This window comes from Photobacterium nomapromontoriensis (assembly GCF_050336815.1).
Taxonomy (GTDB): domain Bacteria; phylum Pseudomonadota; class Gammaproteobacteria; order Enterobacterales; family Vibrionaceae; genus Photobacterium; species Photobacterium nomapromontoriensis.
In genome coordinates this window covers 33297-53798 of sequence record NZ_JAKJSL010000033.1, presented here as the reverse complement: position 1 = coordinate 53798, position 20502 = coordinate 33297, and the positions used below count along the sequence as shown (strand labels likewise).

The 20502-nt window shown below is 48.7% G+C and carries 18 protein-coding genes; 10 read left to right on the top strand and 8 right to left on the bottom strand.

Annotated features, from left to right (window positions below):
* Window positions 1-92 precede the first annotated feature (92 nt).
* Both L4D12_RS14435 and rarD read right to left on the bottom strand, forming a co-directional pair.
* A complete protein-coding gene (locus tag L4D12_RS14435; protein WP_428448549.1) occupies window positions 93-761 on the bottom strand; it encodes a LysE family translocator in 669 nt (222 codons plus the stop codon).
* A gap of 12 nt (window positions 762-773) precedes the next feature.
* Window positions 774-1700, bottom strand: coding sequence for an EamA family transporter RarD (gene rarD, locus L4D12_RS14430; protein WP_428448548.1), 927 nt, complete (start codon window positions 1698-1700; stop codon window positions 774-776).
* 281 nt (window positions 1701-1981) lie between these two features.
* Here rarD and recQ point away from each other — a divergent pair, with 281 nt between their 5' ends.
* The 5 genes from recQ to spfP all read left to right on the top strand — a co-directional run bounded on the left by recQ (window position 1982) and on the right by spfP (window position 8711).
* Window positions 1982-3817 (top strand): ATP-dependent DNA helicase RecQ, encoded by a 1836-nt coding sequence (gene recQ, locus L4D12_RS14425; RefSeq protein WP_428448547.1) that lies wholly within the window; start codon window positions 1982-1984, stop codon window positions 3815-3817.
* 5 nt (window positions 3818-3822) lie between these two features.
* On the top strand, window positions 3823-4128 hold the full coding sequence (locus L4D12_RS14420) for a DUF3630 family protein (RefSeq protein ID WP_428448546.1): 306 nt from the start codon (window positions 3823-3825) through the stop codon (window positions 4126-4128).
* 111 nt (window positions 4129-4239) lie between these two features.
* Window positions 4240-4932: a 7-cyano-7-deazaguanine/7-aminomethyl-7-deazaguanine transporter gene (locus L4D12_RS14415; RefSeq protein WP_428448545.1), complete on the top strand. Its 693-nt coding sequence runs from the start codon at window positions 4240-4242 to the stop codon at window positions 4930-4932.
* Between the two features lie 768 nt (window positions 4933-5700).
* Complete coding sequence (gene polA / locus L4D12_RS14410) at window positions 5701-8472, top strand: DNA polymerase I (RefSeq protein ID WP_428448544.1); 2772 nt, start codon at window positions 5701-5703, stop codon at window positions 8470-8472.
* Window positions 8473-8663: 191 nt separating this feature from the next.
* Window positions 8664-8711 (top strand): small protein SpfP, encoded by a 48-nt coding sequence (gene spfP / locus L4D12_RS25555; protein WP_438616993.1) that lies wholly within the window; start codon window positions 8664-8666, stop codon window positions 8709-8711.
* Between the two features lie 737 nt (window positions 8712-9448).
* On the opposite strand, the gene yihA is transcribed toward spfP, so the two are convergent.
* A complete protein-coding gene (gene yihA / locus L4D12_RS14405) occupies window positions 9449-10108 on the bottom strand; it encodes a ribosome biogenesis GTP-binding protein YihA/YsxC (RefSeq protein ID WP_428448543.1) in 660 nt (219 codons plus the stop codon).
* Between the two features lie 158 nt (window positions 10109-10266).
* Between yihA and L4D12_RS14400 the strand changes: the two genes are divergently transcribed.
* The 5 genes from L4D12_RS14400 (at window position 10267) to hemN (ending at window position 14301) form a co-directional block, all read left to right on the top strand.
* Window positions 10267-10884, top strand: coding sequence for a c-type cytochrome (locus L4D12_RS14400; protein ID WP_428448542.1), 618 nt, complete (start codon window positions 10267-10269; stop codon window positions 10882-10884).
* 215 nt (window positions 10885-11099) lie between these two features.
* Window positions 11100-11741 carry a class I SAM-dependent methyltransferase gene (locus L4D12_RS14395; RefSeq protein WP_428448541.1) on the top strand — a complete coding sequence of 214 codons (642 nt, stop codon included), beginning with the start codon at window positions 11100-11102 and terminating at the stop codon, window positions 11739-11741.
* Window positions 11741-12283 carry a Der GTPase-activating protein YihI gene (yihI, locus tag L4D12_RS14390; protein WP_428448540.1) on the top strand — a complete coding sequence of 181 codons (543 nt, stop codon included), beginning with the start codon at window positions 11741-11743 and terminating at the stop codon, window positions 12281-12283. Before L4D12_RS14395 ends, yihI begins: the two co-directional genes overlap by 1 nt.
* Window positions 12284-12295: 12 nt before the next feature.
* Window positions 12296-12772, top strand: coding sequence for a DUF2489 domain-containing protein (locus L4D12_RS14385; protein ID WP_428448589.1), 477 nt, complete (start codon window positions 12296-12298; stop codon window positions 12770-12772).
* Between the two features lie 155 nt (window positions 12773-12927).
* Window positions 12928-14301 (top strand): oxygen-independent coproporphyrinogen III oxidase, encoded by a 1374-nt coding sequence (gene hemN, locus L4D12_RS14380; protein WP_428448539.1) that lies wholly within the window; start codon window positions 12928-12930, stop codon window positions 14299-14301.
* Between the two features lie 102 nt (window positions 14302-14403).
* Here hemN and add read toward each other — a convergent pair whose 3' ends face one another.
* From add to glnA, 5 genes are all read right to left on the bottom strand, one after another.
* On the bottom strand, window positions 14404-15408 hold the full coding sequence (gene add / locus L4D12_RS14375) for an adenosine deaminase (protein WP_428448538.1): 1005 nt from the start codon (window positions 15406-15408) through the stop codon (window positions 14404-14406).
* A 165-nt stretch (window positions 15409-15573) separates the two neighbouring features.
* A complete protein-coding gene (gene glnG, locus L4D12_RS14370; RefSeq protein WP_428448537.1) occupies window positions 15574-16989 on the bottom strand; it encodes a nitrogen regulation protein NR(I) in 1416 nt (471 codons plus the stop codon).
* A gap of 44 nt (window positions 16990-17033) precedes the next feature.
* Window positions 17034-18092 carry a nitrogen regulation protein NR(II) gene (gene glnL / locus L4D12_RS14365; RefSeq protein ID WP_428448536.1) on the bottom strand — a complete coding sequence of 353 codons (1059 nt, stop codon included), beginning with the start codon at window positions 18090-18092 and terminating at the stop codon, window positions 17034-17036.
* Between the two features lie 109 nt (window positions 18093-18201).
* Window positions 18202-18765, bottom strand: a complete 564-nt coding sequence (locus tag L4D12_RS14360; RefSeq protein WP_428448535.1) for a DUF4124 domain-containing protein — start codon at window positions 18763-18765, stop codon at window positions 18202-18204.
* Window positions 18766-18889: 124 nt separating this feature from the next.
* Window positions 18890-20299, bottom strand: coding sequence for a glutamate--ammonia ligase (glnA, locus tag L4D12_RS14355; protein ID WP_428448534.1), 1410 nt, complete (start codon window positions 20297-20299; stop codon window positions 18890-18892).
* Window positions 20300-20502 lie beyond the last annotated feature (203 nt).

Here is a 20502-nt window from a genome sequence, read left to right as displayed (position 1 = left end):
GCCTAAGTGGCAGTGACTCGCCCTGTCTAATAGCTTGCATGCATTTTGTGCAGAGTATCAACTCTCGGCGGTTTCTATCTGAGTTTCCACGGTTATTTCGATAGCAGCAGGTTCACCAACATCATGCTACCGATCACGGTGAACAGTAAGCCGCATAGGGCATCAATGGCGGGGGTCCAGCGCTGAAGCTGTTGCTGTAGCCGAGCGCCAGTCAGCAACCAGGCCAGCATGCCAAACCATAACAGGGAGGTGATCCACAGCAGGCCAATCGCCACACTTTTTCCTGTCAGTGACATATCGGCTGGCACGAGGGTCGACAGAAGACTGAGAAAAAAGACCAGTGCTTTCGGGTTGAGAATGTTGGTGGTAAAGCCCTTTGCCAGTGCTTGCTTGCGGTTGGCAATCAGCCGGGCGGGTGGGGTATGAGAGGGGCTGGATACGATATCGGATTGACGGCGCTGCTGCCAGAGTTGCCAAGTGCCTTTTAATGCGCCGAATCCCAGCCACAGTAAGTAACTGCCGCCAGCCCCTTGCAATAATGCAAATAGGGTGGGATGCTGGTGGATCAACAGGCTGGCACCCGTCAGGCTGAGGATAGAATGGAGCAATATACCTAGCGATAAACCCAGTGCGATCATCAAGCCCGTCTGGCGTCCATAGCGGCCGGCATTTTGGACCACAAGGGCGAAGTCTGGTCCTGGGCTCATGAGTGCCACAATATGGACCGTTACAAGGGTGATCAGGGTGGTGGTTTCGTTCATTATTGAGATCTATTACTTGGATTGGGAAAGCTGAGTTTGGGTTATTTTTGTGTTGTGTCGACGGTGTCTGAGGCCATCGATACTAAAGAGCAGCAGTGCAGCCCAGATGAAAGCAAAGGTATAGCCCTTGTCGACGGTAAAGGTTTCGTCATACAGGACGATAGCCAAGATAAACATTAAGCTCGGGCCAATATATTGGAAAAAGCCCAGCGTGGAGAGTTTGAGTTTGGTCGCCGCGCCCGTAAAACAGAGTAGCGGTAAGGTAGTGACAATGCCTGCTGCCATCAAAAGGATGTTGGTTGAGAGTGGGTTCGCGGTCCAGTCAGACGTTGGACTGCTGGCAAATAGCAGAACATAGATGGCTGCCAGTGGCAGCAGTACACAGGTTTCCATGAACAGGCCTGTTGCGGCATCGAGGTTAATTTTTTTCCGAAGCAGACCATAGAGACCAAAACTGCAGGCGAGTGCCAAAGCTATCCAGGGTAGAGAGCCAAATTGGATTAACTGGACGGCGACACCACCACCCGCGATGGCAACGGCGACCCATTGCAGAGGGCGTAACCGCTCCCCCAGAAATAGCATACCGAGTACCACATTGATCAGTGGGTTGATGTAGTAACCGAGGCTAGCATTTAGCATGTAGTTGTTATTGATTGCCCAGATGAAGATGAGCCAGTTAGCGCCAATCAGCAGCGCGGTGGCCGTTAGCATCAGCACCCGTTTAGGTTGAGCGAGTACGGCGCGCACTTGCCCCCAGCCTCGGCTAAGGATGAGTAATCCGGTTAAAAAGAAAAAGGACCAGATCACCCGATGGCTGAGAATCTCCAGTGCCCCGACATGCTGCAGTGATTTAAAGTAGATGGGCGCAATACCCCACATGGTATAAGCCAGTAGGGCGAGAATGACCCCGCGTTGGGTTTGTTTGTTCTGATCGTCCATGGGTACCTAGGAAAAATATGCAGAATATGCCGATATGGCAGAATAAATATGCATGTTGAGATGTAGGCGCAGTATAAATCGTGTTCAGTGCCAATACTATTGGCTTCTAATTGCCGCGGCTTATTTTTCATGGCCAATCATGCGGGGGAATCGGCGGCGTTGGTCTGGCGAACAATAAATTCGCGCAGAAACGCGCATCTTGAGGTGACTTGGGTATAGAATAGCCCGCTTATTTCTATCGCTGTCCTGCCGCGAAAATGCCACCGTTGATGAGTTGAGTTATGTCCCTAAGCCTCGTATGTCAGTCAGAAAGTCCCCCCTCCAGCAGTGAGCAAGTGCTGCAGGATGTGTTTGGCTATCAGGCATTTCGTTCCGGGCAGCAGTCGGTTATTGACGCCGCAGTAGCGGGGCAAGACTGTCTGGTGATCATGCCAACGGGAGGGGGGAAGTCACTCTGTTACCAAATCCCAGCCTTATTACGTGAGGGGCTGACAATCGTGGTTTCTCCGTTGATCTCTTTGATGAAAGATCAGGTTGACCAGTTGCAGGCTAATGGGGTGGCAGCGGCCTGTATTAACTCGACGATGTCGCGTGAGGCAATGCAAGAAACTTTTCTGGCGATGGCGCAGGGCAGTATCAAGCTGGTGTATGTTTCACCGGAACGGGCACTGGGACGGGAATTTATCGAACGGCTGATCACCTTACCGCTGACGTTGTTAGCGGTCGATGAAGCTCACTGTATCTCTCAGTGGGGGCACGATTTTCGCCCTGAATATGCCGCGCTGGGCCAATTGCGACAGCACTTCCCCACTTTGCCCGTCATGGCCTTGACGGCAACCGCCGATGAGACCACCCGGCAAGATATTGTGACGCGCTTGGCCTTGACGGATCATCATGCTTATTTGGGCAGCTTCGACCGGCCCAATATTCGTTACACCTTGCAAGAAAAATATAAACCGCTGGCCCAGCTGACCCGTTATTTGGCGGGCGTGCGGGGACAGAGTGGGATCATTTATTGCAATAGTCGCAAGCGGGTGGAGCAGATCAGTGAAAAGCTGAGCGAAAGCGGGATCCGAGCCGCGGCATACCATGCTGGATTGGATCATGATCAGCGTGCCTGGGTGCAGGAAGGCTTTCAGCGTGATGATATTCATATTGTCGTGGCGACGGTAGCCTTTGGCATGGGGATCAATAAGCCCAATGTCCGCTTCGTGGTGCATTATGATATACCGAGAAACATAGAATCCTATTATCAGGAAACCGGGCGCGCAGGGCGTGATGGGCTGCCTGCCGAGGCCATCATGTTCTACGATCCTTCCGATTTGGCGTGGTTGCGTCGCTGTCTGGATGAGAAAGAAGAAGGGCCGCAAAAACAGGTTGAAAGCCATAAGCTTAATGCGATGGGGGCATTTGCTGAAGCGCAGACCTGTCGCCGTCAGGTATTACTTAACTATTTTGGCGAGGCTCGCGAGGAGCCGTGTGGTAACTGCGATATTTGTCTTGATCCACCAAAGCGTTTTAATGCCTTAGAAGTGGCTCAGAAGGCATTGTCTTGCGTCTACCGAGTGAATCAAAATTTCGGGATCAACCATGTTGTGGAAGTGCTACGGGGTATGCAGAACCAGCGTATTCGCGAACAGGGTCACGATAAATTGACCACTTATGGCATTGGCCGCGATCATAGCCATGAGTTTTGGGTCAGCATCTTACGCCAGTTAGTCCATCGCGGTTATTTAATCCAGAGCATAATGCGTAGCTCTACCTTGCAGCTCACCGAAAAAGCCCGGGCAATTTTGCGCAGTGAGGTGAGTCTGGAGCTGGCTGTGCCGCGATTGGACACGGCGGCCCGTAGTACCAAGACCGATAAGTTCGCTAATCGCCAGTATGACAAGAAGCTGTTTGCCAAATTACGCAAAGTACGTAAAGCCATTGCGGATGAGGAAGATCTGCCACCGTATGTGGTCTTTAATGATGCCAGCCTGATGGAGATGGCGGAGCGGCTCCCGACATCAGCCGGAGAGATGCTGGCCGTCAATGGGGTCGGGCACCGTAAGCTGGAGAAATATGGCACCGTGTTCATGGGAGTGATTGAAGAGCACCTGACCGCAGGAGAGTAAAATTAGTGCTGAATCTATATACTTGCCGTTATCTTGATGAGTCCGCCCGAGTTCTGGAACTGGGGTGTCCTGACTTTGATTTCGACAGTTTTTTCGACGTCGCCGCTCCTTTATTGATATTGCTGGGATTAAGGGTGATAGAGCAGGAGTGTAATGCTGATCTCCATGTCTGGTTGGTGGACTTTGACGGTTGTCGACTGATGCTCAAGGGCGAGCATTACAGTGGCCAGATGTGGCTGGAAGGCGTGGGGGCTGATGCCGAAGAAACCTTGGTTTACCTCGCCCAGTTACTTCGAACGGTTAGCCTCTAGGCAACGCCGCTGGTTACTGTATAATCGCTGCCTTCGGTTGCTGCTGCCTGAGTGAGATCCGGTAGCAGTGTTTTGGGTTCCCTCTCCCCCAATGACAAAAAGGTCTGATTAATGACGACTTCTCAATTTTCACCTGCGCAACAACGTAAAGCCCTTTCCTTTCTGGTGGTGTTCCATCTGCTGATCATTGCATCCAGTAATTATCTGGTACAGCTGCCGTTTACTGTTTTTGGCTTTCATACCACCTGGGGGGCATTTACCTTCCCGTTTATTTTCCTGGCTACCGATCTCACGGTCCGGATTTTTGGTGCGGGGATGGCGCGTAAAATTATTTTACGGGTTATGTTGCCTGCACTGGCTATCTCGTACGCCTTATCGGTTCTGTTTTATCAAGGGGAATATCAGGGTTGGTCGCACCTCGGGGAATTTAATCTGTTTGTTGCGCGGATCTCGATTGCCAGTTTTATGGCCTACCTGTTAGGTCAGATCATGGATGTCTCGGTATTCAACCGCTTACGCCAGACGAAGCAGTGGTGGGTCGCCCCGACCTGTTCAACCTTGATTGGCAACGCGCTTGATACCCTCGCCTTTTTCTCTATCGCCTTTTATAACAGCCCTGATCCATTTATGGCTGCGAACTGGGTGGAGATTGCGTTGGTCGACTATAGCTTCAAGTTAATCATCAGTCTTGGGCTGTTTGTCCCGATGTATGGTGTGTTACTTAATTACTTGATAAAACGCCTGACGACGTTAACGGCAACGCATGAGGCGATAGAACCTGTTCAAGAGCGGTTGCAGATGTAATTTTGACCATCACATAAGCATAGGTAGTACGATGAGGCCAGCGATTTGCTGGCCTTTTTTATGGATTAATGGGGAAAATGAAGATACGTGAAGCCTGTATGATTGAAGTGGCAGCTGCATCAAGTAACTAAATGACAATTATTCTCAATAAATGCTTGCATAACAAATGCGAATGGTTATTATTAACGCGCAATCAACGAGAAAGATCGCCAAAGGCTTTCTCGTTTGAAGGCACGACATTGCTCACATTGCTTCCAGTGTAATTTAGCGAAGGTTAGGTTTTTGGTGTAGGGCTGAAAACGTGAACCACTTCTGCTGAGCGGCTGCTTCCTTCTGTCCTATGGATGGAAAGTCGCGCCGCTTTTTCTTTTATATGCCCCCTCATTGATCTCTGATTCATTATGTAACGTTAGAACCGCTCAAAATCACCGCAACTTTCTTCATGATGGCTTCCTTTGTGTTCATATTTGACCAGTTTTGGTCTCAAATCATCTTATTTAAGATAGCTCTGTTAACCTTTTCCACAATCAATGATCATTTTAGGATCGAGGATCAAGTGAGTGAATTTGTTGCAACCTGCTGTTTATACTGTCATTTTTTATGAATTTAATGTTCTATTTCCAGATTGATCAATGACTTAAATTGAAATACTAACAAACTTATCCACAGATTGAGGGGCGCAAAGGGAAAACAGCAGTTAACAGTTGAGAGGAGTCATGGCATCCTAGTGATCTCACTCTTTCATCCCCCGGATATAAGAATATCTTTATGGCAACTATCCCAGAAAATCCCCTCATCTTGATTGATGGATCGTCGTATCTTTATCGTGCCTACCATGCCGCACCCAATTTCACTAATTCCGATGGTGAGCCAACGGGTGCTGTGTATGGTGTTGTAAACATGCTTCGTAGTTTGTTGCGTCAGTTTTCCACCGAGCATATTGCCGTGATCTTTGATGCAAAAGGTAAAACATTTCGTGACGACATGTACTCTGAGTATAAGGCGAATCGTCCACCGATGCCGGATGACCTGCGTGGTCAGATCGAGCCATTACATGCGGTGATCCGAGCGATGGGGCTACCGTTGATCTCGATTACCGGGGTTGAGGCTGATGATGTGATTGGAACACTGGCCAGTCAGGCATCTCAGGCAGGTATGCCAGTGTTGATCAGTACCGGTGATAAAGATATGGCTCAGTTGGTGGATCAGAATGTGACGCTGATCAATACCATGACTGATGTCGTGATGGGACCTTACGGGGTGGTGGAAAAATTCGGGATCGGTCCTGAGCTGATCATCGATTACCTTGCGCTGATGGGGGATAAAGTCGATAACATACCCGGTGTGCCGGGCGTGGGTGAAAAGACCGCTAAAGCCTTGTTGACAGGGATTGGTGGACTAGATGCGCTCTACGACAATCTAGATGATATTGCCGCTTTAGGTTTCCGTGGCTCAAAAACCATGGCGAAAAAACTGCTCGATAATAAAGATGCTGCGTATCTTTCTTATCAACTAGCGACCATCAAGCTGGATGTTGAATTGGATGTGACACCGGATCAGCTCGTGAAGGGGCAGCCTGATACCGATGAGTTGACTAAATTGTTTGGTAAGTTGCAATTCCGTCGCTGGTTGGAAGAAATGCTTGGTGGCAGTGATGGCCGTATTGTGGCGGATGAGAAGGCAGCGGCACCGATTGCCGAGAGTAAAACTATTGTCCCTGTGATTGACCGCAGTGGTTATGAAACGGTACTGGACGAAGCGACCTTTGAAGCATGGCTAGCACAGCTGCTGGATGCAGAGGTGGTGGCATTTGATACCGAGACAGATGGTCTGGATTACATGACGGCGAATTTGGTTGGTCTTTCATTTGCGGTGGAGGAAGGTAAAGCCGCTTATGTGCCGGTTGCTCATGATTATCTTGACGCTCCTGCTCAGCTTGATCGTGACTGGGTGTTAGCCCAGCTCAAGCCGCTATTGGAAGATCCGAATCACGCTAAAGTCGGACAAAATCTAAAATTCGATGCCAGCATTCTGGCTCGTTATGACATTGATATGCAGGGGATCCGTTTTGATACCATGCTGGAGTCTTATGTCTTTAATAGCGTGGTGGGCCGTCATGATATGGATAGCCTGTCGTTGCGCTATTTAGAGCACAAAACGATCAGTTTTGAAGACATTGCTGGTAAAGGGAAGAAGCAGCTGACTTTTAACCAGATCGATCTGGATCAGGCGGGCCCGTATGCCGCAGAAGATGCCGATATTACCCTGCGTCTGCACAACATGCTGATTGAAAAAGTGAACGCTGATGACAAGCTAAAGTCAGTGTTTGACGAGATTGAAATTCCGCTCGTTCCGGTGTTATCACACATTGAGCGTACCGGGGTCTTGATTGACAGTATGCTATTGGGGGCGCAGTCGTCTGAGATAGCGGTTCGTCTTGATCAATTAGAGCGTGAAGCTTATGAGTTGGCGGGGGGCGAATTCAATCTGAGTTCCCCCAAGCAGCTGCAGGCCCTGCTGTTTGAAAAAATGGGACTACCAGTACTGAAGAAAACCCCATCGGGTACGCCATCAACCAATGAGGAAGTTCTGCAGGAATTGGCGCTGGATTACCCATTACCTAAATTGATTTTGGAATACCGCGGGTTAGCTAAACTGAAATCGACCTATACGGATAAGCTGCCGAAAATGGTCAATCCAGCGACTGGTCGCGTGCATACGTCGTACCATCAGGCCGTGACAGCAACCGGTCGCCTGTCATCCAGCGATCCAAACCTTCAGAACATTCCGGTGCGTAATGAAGAAGGTCGCCGGATCCGTCAGGCTTTCATCGCTCCAACCGGATACAAAGTTTTAGCCGTCGACTATTCACAGATCGAATTGCGGATCATGGCACATTTGTCAGGTGATAAAGCGTTATTGGATGCCTTCCGTCACGGTAAAGATATTCACGCGGCCACGGCCGCAGAGATCTTGGGGATCCCGCTGGAAACCGTAACCAGTGAGCAACGTCGTCGTGCTAAGGCGATCAACTTCGGTTTGATCTACGGTATGAGTGCTTTTGGCTTGGCCAAGCAGTTGGATATGGGACGTAAGGAAGCACAGGATTATATGAATGTGTATTTTGAGCGTTATCCTGGTGTGCTTGAATATATGGAAAGTACCCGTAATCAGGCCAGCGAGCAGGGTTATGTCGAGACGTTGTATGGTCGTCGCCTCTATTTGCCTGATATTAAATCGCGTAACGGGATGCGCCGTAAAGCCGCAGAGCGGGCAGCGATCAATGCCCCTATGCAGGGAACAGCGGCAGACATTATTAAACGCGCGATGATACTTGTTGATCAGTGGATTAGTGATCAACCTGAAGGGCGAGTTAGACTTTTGATGCAAGTACACGACGAACTTGTACTTGAAGTACAAAATATGGAAGTTGAAAACGTTTCTGCAGAGATTTGTCGTTTAATGGAGTCAGCGGCTGTGCTCGATGTCCCTCTTATTGCTGATGCTGGTATCGGTGATAACTGGGACCAGGCTCACTGATAAATCACCAATTTCAGTATTATTGATGATAAAACAGTCAATATTTAGTGGCTGTTTTTTGATGAAAATTAAATGCTCTATAAATTACTTATTGTTGAAATTACTTACGTAATGGTGAAAAAAAACTACAAAAGAGCTTTTCAACCCTGAGCAATTGATATACAGTTAATGACGTAGGGTACAGAGGTAAGATGTTCTATCTTTCAGACCTTTTGTTTCACGTTATTGGATTTGGCTGATTCAGCCGCCCTGGCCACTTGGTCAGGGCGTTTTTTATTCTGCTACACTACTATTCCATTCTCTCCGTAATCTCTGTTTCATTATCTTCCCCCACCATATGCACAACCACACCATTTCTGGTGGTGTTTTAGACGATTTGTACACGGTATTGCTGATTTTTTCTGCAACGTGGTGATAGGAATTGTGATCGTGGTACGAACTAGGTCGTGATAAAATTTAGAGTATTTACTTTAATTTTTATCGGTAGATCGGTATAATAACAACCGCTTCTTGTTCATATTTGTTTTTGTTGGGCGGCGAGATCCTCCAGCAGAAATACAGACATGAAATGGCCACCTTCAACTTGATGGTGGCTTTTTTTTCATCTCGATATTTATAAAACTGTAATTTAATTCCAGTTTTCCTACCAGGTAAGTCTCTTTCTTAGGCCTTTATTTTCAATAAAAAACAACTTCATGGTGTTTTCCTGATGAAATCGGTAAAACCCGATATTGATAGAGGCTCAGGCGGGGTAGGTTGCTTATGATAGTGCGGGAAAAACGCACAAAAACTGTATAAAAAACTTGCGTTAAAGGGGGAAATAAATAATGCTTCCTAGACAAAAACAATAACCTCCTATTTCTCTCCCATTGCCCCATCTAGCTGGTGGGGTATTTTTATGTCTTTAAAGACAGCGAGTTTATTGAAGACATAAAAAAGGCTCCGGAACAGGAGCCTTTATTGTATTGGGTCTTGATTATTCGTTATCGGCTTGTGCTTGGTCTTCAGCCATAAAGAGTCGTTGGCGCTCCAATTCAGGGGCAAACCAACCATCGAGTTTACGGCGAACTTGCTCCACCCCGATACCCTTCAGAGAAGAGAAGGCTTCAACTTGCACATCACCACCAAAAGTGGCGACAGTTTCGCGAACTTTCATTAGTTGCTGTTTGCGGGCACCACTTTTAAATTTATCGGCTTTAGTCAGCAATACCAATACGGAGAGATCGCTTTCAATGGCCCACATGATCATCTGTTGATCCAGATCTTTTAGTGGGTGACGAATATCCATTAACACGACCAGTCCTTCGAGACACTTACGCTTTTGTAGGTATTCCCCCAGCGATTTTTGCCACTTTAGTTTCATCTCCAAAGGAACCTGAGCAAATCCGTATCCCGGTAAATCGATCAGGTTGCAACCATGCACCACCTCAAACATGTTAATAAGTTGAGTACGGCCTGGTGTTTTAGAGGTACGTGCGAGGCTTTTCTGATCCGTGATGCGGTTCAGTGCACTTGACTTGCCTGCATTGGAGCGGCCAGCAAATGCGATCTCAACGCCGATGTCGTTTGGCAAGTGCCGGATATCAGGTGCACTTGTGATAAATCCTGTGTTTCTATAGTTGAGAGGTTGATTCACTGTTAACTCCGTCAAGTCTTGATGTAGTCGACTGATTACTTTTTTGTGAAATTGTGTAAAATATATGGGAACTGTGCTTAGTCAGTGGTCGCATTGTATACCATGTTACTGAGCATTACTTGTGGTACTGGAAGCTCTATAATTATAAACGGAATGTCATGAAGAAATTAGCATTGATATTGGCTTTTTTGGCCAGTTATTCAGCCTGGGCGCAGGGAGACGCAGAAGCCGGAAAGATGAAAGCCGCAACGTGTGCCGCCTGCCACGGGGTAGATGGTAATGGAATAATGGCGCAATACCCTAAAATTGCAGGTCAGCATCCTGGTTACCTTGAGAAGCAGCTTAAGGATTTTAAACAAGCAATATCAACGGGAGGTAAGCAAGGACGTAATGATCCCGTGATGGGGGGGATGGCAATGCCGCTCTCCGAGCAGGATATGGCCGATCTTGCTGCTTATTATGCATCACTGCCTATTTCTGACAATGCCACCCCAGAGTCATCGGTTGAATTAGGTCAGACTTTGTATCGCGCAGGTGATCTTGACCGTGGTATAACCGCTTGCACCGCGTGTCATGGCCCCAGAGGTAATGGCACGGGGTTATCAGGATTCCCGAAAATCTCTGGGCAGAATGCTGAATATGTTCAGTTGCAGCTAGAGAAATTTCGATCGGGTCAGCGAGGGAATGACATGAATGGCATGATGCGTACCGTAGCTGCGAAGTTGACTGATGCTGAAATTAACGCCCTGTCTCAGTATGTGGGAGGGCTACACTGATTGATTTTTTGGCAGCTTGTCAATCGTGAGAAAAGGTAGCGTGAGCTGCCTTTTTTATTGGCGATCAGACAACGTACTGACTCCGGTACTTTTTTGTGAGTATATTTCTCGCTCTGTTGGTAGTGCACATTTCTCCATCAAATCTGCTATGATACGCGGCTTCATTGAGAGCCGTGGCAATGCCCTGACGGGAAAGCCCTAACCAGAGAGCTGAAATGCAGATTTGTCCGCTATGCGATAGTCATAATGTTGATGTCTTTCATCAAGATCGGCGTCGTCAGTATTTCCGTTGTGGTAAGTGCGCCTTGATTTTTGCTGATCCGCTGGCAAGGCTGTCGCCTGAAGCTGAAAAAGCGCACTATGATCTGCATGAGAATAATCCAGACGATCCGGGGTACCGACGTTTTCTTGATCGCCTTGCCGCGCCGTTACTGACTCGATTGGGGGAAACACCACAGCAGGGGTTGGACTTCGGTTGTGGACCAGGGCCGACCTTGTCGTTGATGCTGGCAGAGGCTGGCCATAATATGGCTATCTATGATCCGTATTTTGCCGCTCACCCAGAGGTACTGGAGACCGTGTACGATTTTGTCACTTGTACTGAGGCGATTGAACACTTTTATCAGCCTGCAAAGGAATGGGGGCAGCTACTTGGAATGGTAAAACCTGGCGGATGGCTAGGACTGATGACCAAGTTAGCAACTGATGCAGATGCCTTTGCGCAATGGCATTACAAGAACGATCCCACGCACGTGAGCTTTTTCAGTCGCGAGACGTTCCACTCCTTGGCCGAACGAGATGGCCTGGACGTCGAATTTGTTGGGAATGATGTAATTTTGCTGAGGAAAACCCAGTAATGACACGTAAGAAAAGAACACGCAAAGTAGGATCGGAAGGTCCTGCAGTATATAAAGAGAAATCGACTAACCAGGCTAATATTGAAGGTCTGCAGCGCAAGAAAGAGAAAAAGCGCAAAGGCCTCAAGTCTGGCAGCCGCCATTCAGCAGTAGAGTTGGCAGATCCGCGTACTGCGGCTAAGCGTAAAGATCCTCGTCATGGTAGCAAAAAATTGGTGCCGTTGGTTGTTGAAGCGAAACCGACTACCAAGAAAGAGCGTCGTCTAAGTGCAGAGCAGGAATTGGCAATGCTTGAGAATGATGCACAATTGATAGTGCTGTTAGATCGCATTGATGCCGGTGAGAAACTGGGTGCAGGTCTGCAGAAGCAGGTCGATCAGAAACTCGATCGTATCGAGCGCCTGATGAAGCAGCTAGGCTTGTTTGATGACGAAGAACCCGCGTTCGAAGCAGCACCTGTGGCTAAAAAAGGCCCGCGTTCTGATGATGATTTGCTGGATATGTTTGAAAACATGGATTACGACGATTTCGACAAGGAGTAACCCTTGCAGGATATGACGCTTTGGCTAGGACTGGCTGTAATCATCATTGTTGTACTGGCGTCGTACGCCAGTTACTTGCTTGCAAAGCTGTATCGTCAGCACCAGCGCCATCAGGCCTTTTTGGCTCGGGCGCAACAGCAACAAGTTGAAGGTATTAGGCAGCGCAACGCCAATATCATGGACAGTGTGATGATTATTGCTGAAGCTGGTAAGCAAGATCAGTGCGATATGTCTGAAGTGACCATTCGCCTGTATAAACTGATGGAAGTGCTGCAAGGCGCACAGCAGGTCGATTTCTGTCATCAGTATCCCGCGATGTACGAGCTTTATCAGGTGGTGAAAGACATGCCTCGTGGCGAGCAGCGTCAATCGTTGGAGAAAAAAGAACGCATGAAACTCGACTTAGAGCGTATGAAAGCAGAAGCTCGGCTCCTTGATGCGATCAAGGCTGAATTGGCTCAAATCCTAGTAAACAAAGCGACAGCCTAATCGTTGTTTGGCCGCGATCCCCTTATTGATGCATCGTTGATAGGAGGATTGCGGATCCATCGGTTGCCCCGCTATCTATCTACATCGTTATCGAGTTATGGCACACTTGGTATATCGCAACCTCTTCTCCTCCTTATTTTAAGTGGAAGTATGTCATGTCAAATGAGCAGATTATTTGGGATCAGGCCTTAATCGAAAAATACAATTATTCTGGCCCACGTTACACCTCCTATCCGACAGCCCTAGAATTTCATGAAGCCTTTACGTCAGCAGAATTCGATATGGCGTGTGCTCTGTATCCGGATCGCAAACTTTCACTGTATGTTCATGTCCCGTTTTGCCATAAGCTCTGTTACTACTGTGGCTGCAATAAGATCATTACTCGTCATCAGCATAAAGCAGATGAATATCTGGATGTGTTAGAGCAGGAAATTCGCCAGCGTGCCACGTTGTTGGGTGATCGCCAAGTGAGTCAACTGCACTGGGGCGGTGGTACGCCAACCTTCCTCACGAAACCTCAGATCAGCCGTTTGATGACGATGTTGCGTGAGCAGTTTTCGTTCGACGATGATGCTGAAATCAGTATTGAAGTTGATCCGCGTGAGATAGAGTTAGATATTCTCGACCACCTGCGTGCCGAAGGGTTTAACCGATTGAGTATCGGGGTGCAGGACTTTAACAAAGAAGTCCAAAAACTGGTGAATCGAGAGCAAGATGAAGCGTTTATTTTTGCGATGGTTGAACGAGCCCGTGAATTGGGTTTCCGCTCCACAAACCTTGATTTGATTTATGGCCTGCCAAAGCAAAATTGCGAGCTCTTCGCACAAACGCTGGAGCAGGTACTGACGATGCGCCCAGGTCGACTATCGGTGTTTAACTATGCCCATATGCCTGCGCTATTTGCTGCGCAACGTAAAATTAAAGATGAAGATTTGCCGGCAGCAAAAGAGAAGCTAGCGATGTTGCAAAATACCATTGCAACCCTGACCGGGGCCGGTTATCAGTTTATCGGCATGGATCACTTTGCGTTGCCGGATGATGAATTAGCTATTGCCCAGCGCCAAGGTATTTTGCATCGTAACTTCCAGGGTTATACCACCCAAGGTGAGTGTGATCTGCTGGGGCTTGGGGTCTCGGCGATTTCCATGATTGGTAACTGTTACGCCCAGAACCAGAAAGAGCTCAAGCATTACTACACCAACGTGGGTGAGAAGCATCAAGCCTTATGGAAAGGTGTTTTATTGGATGCTGACGATTTGCTGCGTCGTGAGGTTATCAAAGCATTAATTTGTAACTTTAAGCTTGATAAGCAAGTGATTGAGCAACAGTTTGACATTGATTTTGACCAATATTTTGCTGAAGACTTAACGTTGTTGAAAACCTTCATCAATGATGAGTTAGTCATAGTGGATGAGCACTCAGTGAACGTGGCATTAAAAGGGCGCTTGCTGATCCGTAATATTTGTATGTGCTTTGATAAATATTTACGCGATCGCGCCCGTCAGCAGCAGTTTTCTCGGGTGATTTAACGCATCAGCGCTGTGACATTGATTATCCCAGATAAAACAGCCCCCGAACCAGCAATGGCTCGGGGGCTGTTTTGCAATTATCTGCGCTGCTCCTGATTGGTATTAGCCGCGTGTTGCCGCTTTATCTTTCAGGCTCTGCTTGTCATTGTCAGACAGGAAGGCAAGCTCTAGGCCGTTAATTTGCGCTTGGCGGATCTGAGCTTGGCTTAGTCCGACTTGCTGGGCAGCCACTTCATATTCATGGGGTAATTCAATGCCTTCAACCGCAGGATCGTCGGTATTGAGACAAGCGAGGATCCCATGCTCAAGGAACTGTTTAACCGGGTGAGTCGCAAACGACGCGACGGTGCTGGTCTGGATGTTTGAGGTCAGGCATGACTCGATCCCAATTTTATGTTCGGCGAGATAATCCATCAGCGCAGGGTCTTGGATTGCTTTTACACCGTGACCGATACGTACCGCGCCGAGATCTCGAATGGCTTGCCACATACTTTCCGGACCAGCAGCTTCACCTGCATGAACCGTAACTTGTAGGCCGGCATCGCGTACTTGCTTGAAGTGGGCAAGGAACTGATCGCCCGGTTGGCCGAGTTCATCACCCGCCAGATCGATGGCAACTAAATGGTTTTTCTGGCTGAGCAGAGCATCCAATTCCTGCTGACAAGCTTGGGAACCAAAGGTACGGCTCATGATCCCGATAAGGTTGGCCTGGATACCAAAATCACGACAGCCAGCACGAACACCATCAACCACGGCTTCTACTACACCAGCCACCGGCAGGTTGTGTTTCATTGCCATATAGAAAGGGGAGAAACGCAGTTCTGCGTAATCAATCTGGGCATTCAACGCATCTTCCACGTTCTCATAAGCCACGCGGCGACAGGCATCAAGATCACCCAATACGGCCACACCCCAGTCTAATTTAGCGAGGAATGCGACGAGACTTGGCTCAGCTTCGACAATCTGAACGTGTGGACGCAGGGACTCGAGACTATTGCCAGGTAGTGCCATACCGAACTGTTGGCCGAGTTCAAGAATTGTTTGGATGCGAATGTTGCCATCAAGGTGGCGATGGAGATCAGTTAAAGGAAGCTGCTTGGTAATCATAATTATTGGTATCCCATGTAAAACTGGTAGGGCAGTATACGCAAGTAACCCGTGACAATCATTATAGATAATGACGCAGATTGTCGCTGCGAAGAGAAACTCTGTTGATGCTTACCTGCGCTGTTGATCTCAGAGCCGCGACAGCCCTTTGCCTATTCGATATCACTAATCCGTAATAATATCGAGCTCCTTCAGTTTGCGGGTGAGGGTATTACGTCCCCAGCCTAATAGACGGGCTGCTTCTTGCTTATGACCATGGGTGTGATCCAAGGCCGCTTCTAGCAGGATTTTTTCAAATTCGGGTAGGGCTTCCCCAAGCAGATTATGATTGCCTTGACGTAAGTTATCGGTCGCCCATTTTTCCAGGGCATGATGCCAGTGCTGGTGGCTGGAATGGGTTTCCACTGATGATGCAGGGGCGATCAACTCAGGGGGGAGATCGTTTGGCAGTATTTCTTTACCACTGGCCATGACGGTGAGCCAGCGACAGGTATTTTCCAGCTGACGTACATTACCGGGCCAGTTAAGCTTGGTTAAAGCGTCATCGGTATCGGGGTGGAGGATTTTGGCTTCGACGCCTAATTCATCGGAGGCCCGCTGGAGGAAATGGCGGGTTAATTGAGGAATATCCTGTCGGCGATCTTTGAGGGCAGGGAGGTGCACCCTGATCACATTAAGGCGGTGAAAGAGATCGTCACGAAAATCGCCGTTGGCGACTAATTGCTCCAGATTTTGGTGGGTGGCGGCAATGATCCGAACATCGACATTGACTGGTGAGTGACCCCCAACACGATAGAACTGGCCATCCGCCAATACGCGCAGTAGGCGGGTCTGGATATCTAGCGGCATGTCGCCAATCTCATCTAAGAACAAGGTGCCGCCGTTTGCCTGTTCGAAGCGACCCTGACGCACGCTGTTGGCCCCGGTGAAAGCGCCTTTCTCATGACCAAACAGCTCTGATTCGATAAGGTCTTTAGGAATGGCAGCCATGTTGAGGGCAATGAATTCTTTTTGGCTGCGGGGGCTGTGACGGTGCAATGCATGGGCGACCAACTCTTTGCCTGTCCCTGACTCGCCGTTGATCAGAACCGAGATTGAGGAGCGGGATAGTCGGCCGATCGCCCGGAAAACTTCCTGCATGGCTGGTGCTTCACCGATAATTTCTGGTGTGTTGGGCTTCAGGGGCTCCGGCTTTTGCTGGCGTTTTTGTTCTTGGCTGTGGGTGACCGCACGCTCAACAAGGCTTACCGCATCATCAATATCAAACGGCTTAGGCAGGTATTCAAAAGCACCTTCCTGATAGGCATTCACGGCCGCATCGAGATCGGAGTGGGCCGTCATGATAATCACAGGAAGCGTCGGGTAGCTGTGCTGCAGGTTTTTGAGCAACGTGAGCCCATCCATGCCGGGCATCCGGATATCAGAGACCAAGACATCGGGAACACTGCGTTCCAGTGCCGCCATTACGCTATCAGCATTGGCAAAGGTTTCACATTGTAGCCCGGCAGCGTTGAGTGTGCGTTCTAGTACCCAGCGAATCGAGCTGTCATCGTCAGCGACCCAGATTAGTCCTTTGCTCATAGCGAATCCTCTTGTCTATCGGTTTATGGTGTGGGGAATAGCCGTTATTTTATCGGGAGGTACAGAGTGAATTTGGTATGCCCCGGCCAGCTTACCACTTCAATTTTGCCTTGATGTTGGTCGACAAGCGTCTGGGCAATCGATAAGCCTAACCCTGTCCCACCCTGTCTACCTGTAACCATGGGGTAAAATAGGGTGTCTTGGATATCACGCGGGATCCCTGGACCATCATCGATAATGTCAATTTTGGCAACAACGCGATAATGCCGCCCGTGGATCAGTGTCTGATGGGCTGTTCGGGTCTTCAGGGTAATATTGCCGCCACCAGCTTGTTGCAGGGCTTGGGCCGCATTACTGACGATATTGAGTACCGCTTGCTCGAGTTGTTCCGGATCCATCATAAAGTCTGGCAGGCTAGGATCGTAATCGCGGTGAATTTGAATTGTGTCATCACTATCAAGGCTGATCAGTTGACGAACTTTCTCTAGTACAACATGGATATTGTCCTCGTGACGGGTTCCGGGACGCTGAGGCCCTAAGAGGCGATCAACTAGATTACGCAGCCGATCGGCCTGTTCAATAATCATTTGGGTATATTCGGTATAACTGGGATCGGGGAGGGTCTTTTCCAGTAACTGAGCCGCCCCGCGTAAGCCACCCAGCGGGTTCTTGATTTCATGAGCGAGGCCACGGACGAGCTCTTTGGCGGCCTGTTGTTGGGCATGTTGGCTGAGCTCCTGGCTGATCCGGCGCTGTTGATCTATGGGTTTGAGCTCAAGCAGAATCAACAATTCGCGCTGCCATGACAATGGACTGGCACTGAGTTCTAATGTGTGATGGCGACCATCAATAACGAAGGTGACATCACTGTCGGCTAAGCCTTGCCCGCTATGCAGCGTAGCTTGGATCAGCGCAAGGTCGAGCGAGGTATGCTGAAGTAGATTAGCAAAGCAAGTATTGTCCAGTCGGCGTTTGCTGAATGAGAGCAACTGCTCTGCTGCTGGGTTGACGTAGCGAATGGTCAACTTTTCGTCGAGCAGTACAATGGCCGTTACCAGATTGTCTAGGATCATGGGCGAAAATTCAGCCGTCACAGTTACCATCCTTGTTGGTTCAGTGCGTTATGGTGCATTGAACTTCGATCGCACCAATATGGTGCATTCAAGTGTAGCCTGTCTATCGGATAGCGTGAAGAAAAAGTCGCCAAACCTGTTATTTGGGCATGGGTTTGCTCGGTTTTTGCTGCTTAATGCTGGCACGGTGCAGATAGACAGTGATCTTATCTGATGATGCAATTACCTTGCCGTATTTTAGTAATTCGATTTGCAACGTATGGCTGCCGCGGTCGAGATGATTGAGCTGCCAATCAAGTTGAGTTTGCGAGCGACCACTGATATTGCCGTCAAGGCGTAATCTTACCGTATGTCCTTTGTTGAGTTTTCGATTGCTGCTGGCCGTGACGGTGATATTGCCACTGTTATCACGCAGCGTTGCCTGATGGGCAGGACTGAGTAGGATCACTTCTGGAGGAAGGAAAGCGGCGTTATCCTCAGCCTTTTTAACGATGTCTGCTTGCACGGTGTCAGCTGCTGGTTCTGGGGCGGATTGGATTTTGGGTGGTTTGATCTCCAGTGGTTTCGCTTCTGGGTGAGGTTGATCAGAAAAATGCACAACTCCGTCGTCATCTTCCCAGCTATAGATGGTATCGGCAGTGGCGGTACTGATATGAAGGCTACAAATTAGGCCACTAAGAAGAATGAAGTAGAGTGTTTTCATGACTTGACCGACATGGCTGTGGATGGTCTGGTTATTGTTGGCGGGGTTACCGCTGGCAGCAATATGAAAAAGGCCAGCATGTGATGCTGGCCTAAGTTTATCGTGTTATTGCTGTACCGATTACTTATACAGAGTAGTACAGTTCGAACTCTAGTGGGTGAGTGGCCATATTGATTCGCTCTACATCGGCAGATTTTAGCTGGATGTAAGAGTCAATGAAGTCATCAGAGAATACGCCGCCAGCCGTGAGGAACTCACGATCTTCATCAAGGTTCTTCAGCGCGATGTCTAGAGATTCCGCTACTTTTGGAATCTCTGCAGCTTCTTCTGCAGGTAGGTCGTACAAGTCCTTGTCCATGGCTTCGCCTGGGTGGATCTTGTTGTTAATACCGTCAAGGCCAGCCATTAGCATGGCAGCAAATGCCAAGTATGGGTTCGCTGCTGGGTCACCAAAACGAACTTCGATACGACGAGCTTTCGGGCTTGGTACCACTGGGATACGGATAGAGGCAGAACGGTTACGGGCAGAGTAAGCCAGCATGACGGGGGCTTCATAACCTGGTACCAGACGCTTGTACGAGTTGGTTGCTGGGTTTGCAAAAGCATTGATGGCACGTGCGTGCTTGATGATACCGCCAATGTAGTACAGTGCCATTTCAGATAGGCCGCCGTATTTATCACCCGCAAATAGGTTCTGGCCGTCTTTATTTAAAGACATGTGTACGTGCATACCGCTGCCGTTATCACCAACCAGTGGTTTAGGCATGAAGGTCGCCGTTTTGCCAAATGCATGTGCCACGTTGTGGACAACATATTTGTAGATTTGGATTTCATCGGCTTTGGTGGTCAGGGTATTGAAACGTGTTGCGATTTCATTCTGACCTGCAGTCGCTACTTCGTGGTGGTGTGCTTCAACCACTAGGCCCATTTCTTCCATGACCAAACACATAGCCGAACGGATATCTTGTGATGAATCAACCGGTGCCACTGGGAAGTAACCGCCTTTCACGCCTGGGCGGTGACCTTTGTTACCACCGGCGATATCAGAGCCAGTGTTCCAAGCGGCCTCGATGTCATCGATTTTGAAGAAAGAACCTGACATGTCAGTGTTGAACTTAACGTCATCAAACAGGAAGAACTCTGGCTCAGGACCCACTAATACCGTGTCAGCAACGCCAGTTGCACGCATAAAATCTTCAGCGCGCTTAGCAATAGAGCGTGGGTCTCGATCGTAACCTTGCATGGTGGCTGGCTCGAGGATGTCACAGCGGATGTTCAGTGTTGCGTCTTCAGTGAATGGGTCAAGTACCGCACTTGCTGCATCTGGCATCATGACCATGTCTGATTCGTTGATGCCCTTCCAGCCAGCAACAGATGAACCATCGAACATCTTACCGTCTTCAAAGAAGTCAGCATCGATTTGGTGAGATGGGATAGAGATATGCTGTTCTTTACCTTTGGTATCGGTAAAGCGTAGGTCAACAAACTTCACTTCGTTTTCCTGGATCAGCGCTAGTACGTTTTCAACTGACATCTTGAGTAACCTCCGGTGTTAGATTGGGCAGCGGCCGCAACAAATTTATTGTGAGCAGTGTTGTGCTCTATTGCAATATAGGTATGCGATAACCGTGCCAACTTTTAAAAGCCCTAAAGCAGCGCATTTGTGGTGCTGCGGGCCGATGAAATTCCATTCTCTGCACTAATATGGGGATATATTGCACCATATTGGTGCGCCAG

Coding starts and splice junctions, on each gene's coding strand:
- L4D12_RS14435 (WP_428448549.1), bottom strand. CDS start 761: ATGAACGAAACCACCACCCTGATCACCCTTGTAACGGTCCATATTGTG.
- rarD (WP_428448548.1), bottom strand. CDS start 1,700: ATGGACGATCAGAACAAACAAACCCAACGCGGGGTCATTCTCGCCCTA.
- recQ (WP_428448547.1), top strand. CDS start 1,982: ATGTCCCTAAGCCTCGTATGTCAGTCAGAAAGTCCCCCCTCCAGCAGT.
- L4D12_RS14415 (WP_428448545.1), top strand. CDS start 4,240: ATGACGACTTCTCAATTTTCACCTGCGCAACAACGTAAAGCCCTTTCC.
- polA (WP_428448544.1), top strand. CDS start 5,701: ATGGCAACTATCCCAGAAAATCCCCTCATCTTGATTGATGGATCGTCG.
- L4D12_RS14400 (WP_428448542.1), top strand. CDS start 10,267: ATGAAGAAATTAGCATTGATATTGGCTTTTTTGGCCAGTTATTCAGCC.
- L4D12_RS14395 (WP_428448541.1), top strand. CDS start 11,100: ATGCAGATTTGTCCGCTATGCGATAGTCATAATGTTGATGTCTTTCAT.
- yihI (WP_428448540.1), top strand. CDS start 11,741: ATGACACGTAAGAAAAGAACACGCAAAGTAGGATCGGAAGGTCCTGCA.
- L4D12_RS14385 (WP_428448589.1), top strand. CDS start 12,296: ATGACGCTTTGGCTAGGACTGGCTGTAATCATCATTGTTGTACTGGCG.
- hemN (WP_428448539.1), top strand. CDS start 12,928: ATGTCAAATGAGCAGATTATTTGGGATCAGGCCTTAATCGAAAAATAC.
- add (WP_428448538.1), bottom strand. CDS start 15,408: ATGATTACCAAGCAGCTTCCTTTAACTGATCTCCATCGCCACCTTGAT.
- glnG (WP_428448537.1), bottom strand. CDS start 16,989: ATGAGCAAAGGACTAATCTGGGTCGCTGACGATGACAGCTCGATTCGC.
- glnL (WP_428448536.1), bottom strand. CDS start 18,092: ATGGTAACTGTGACGGCTGAATTTTCGCCCATGATCCTAGACAATCTG.
- L4D12_RS14360 (WP_428448535.1), bottom strand. CDS start 18,765: ATGAAAACACTCTACTTCATTCTTCTTAGTGGCCTAATTTGTAGCCTT.
- glnA (WP_428448534.1), bottom strand. CDS start 20,299: ATGTCAGTTGAAAACGTACTAGCGCTGATCCAGGAAAACGAAGTGAAG.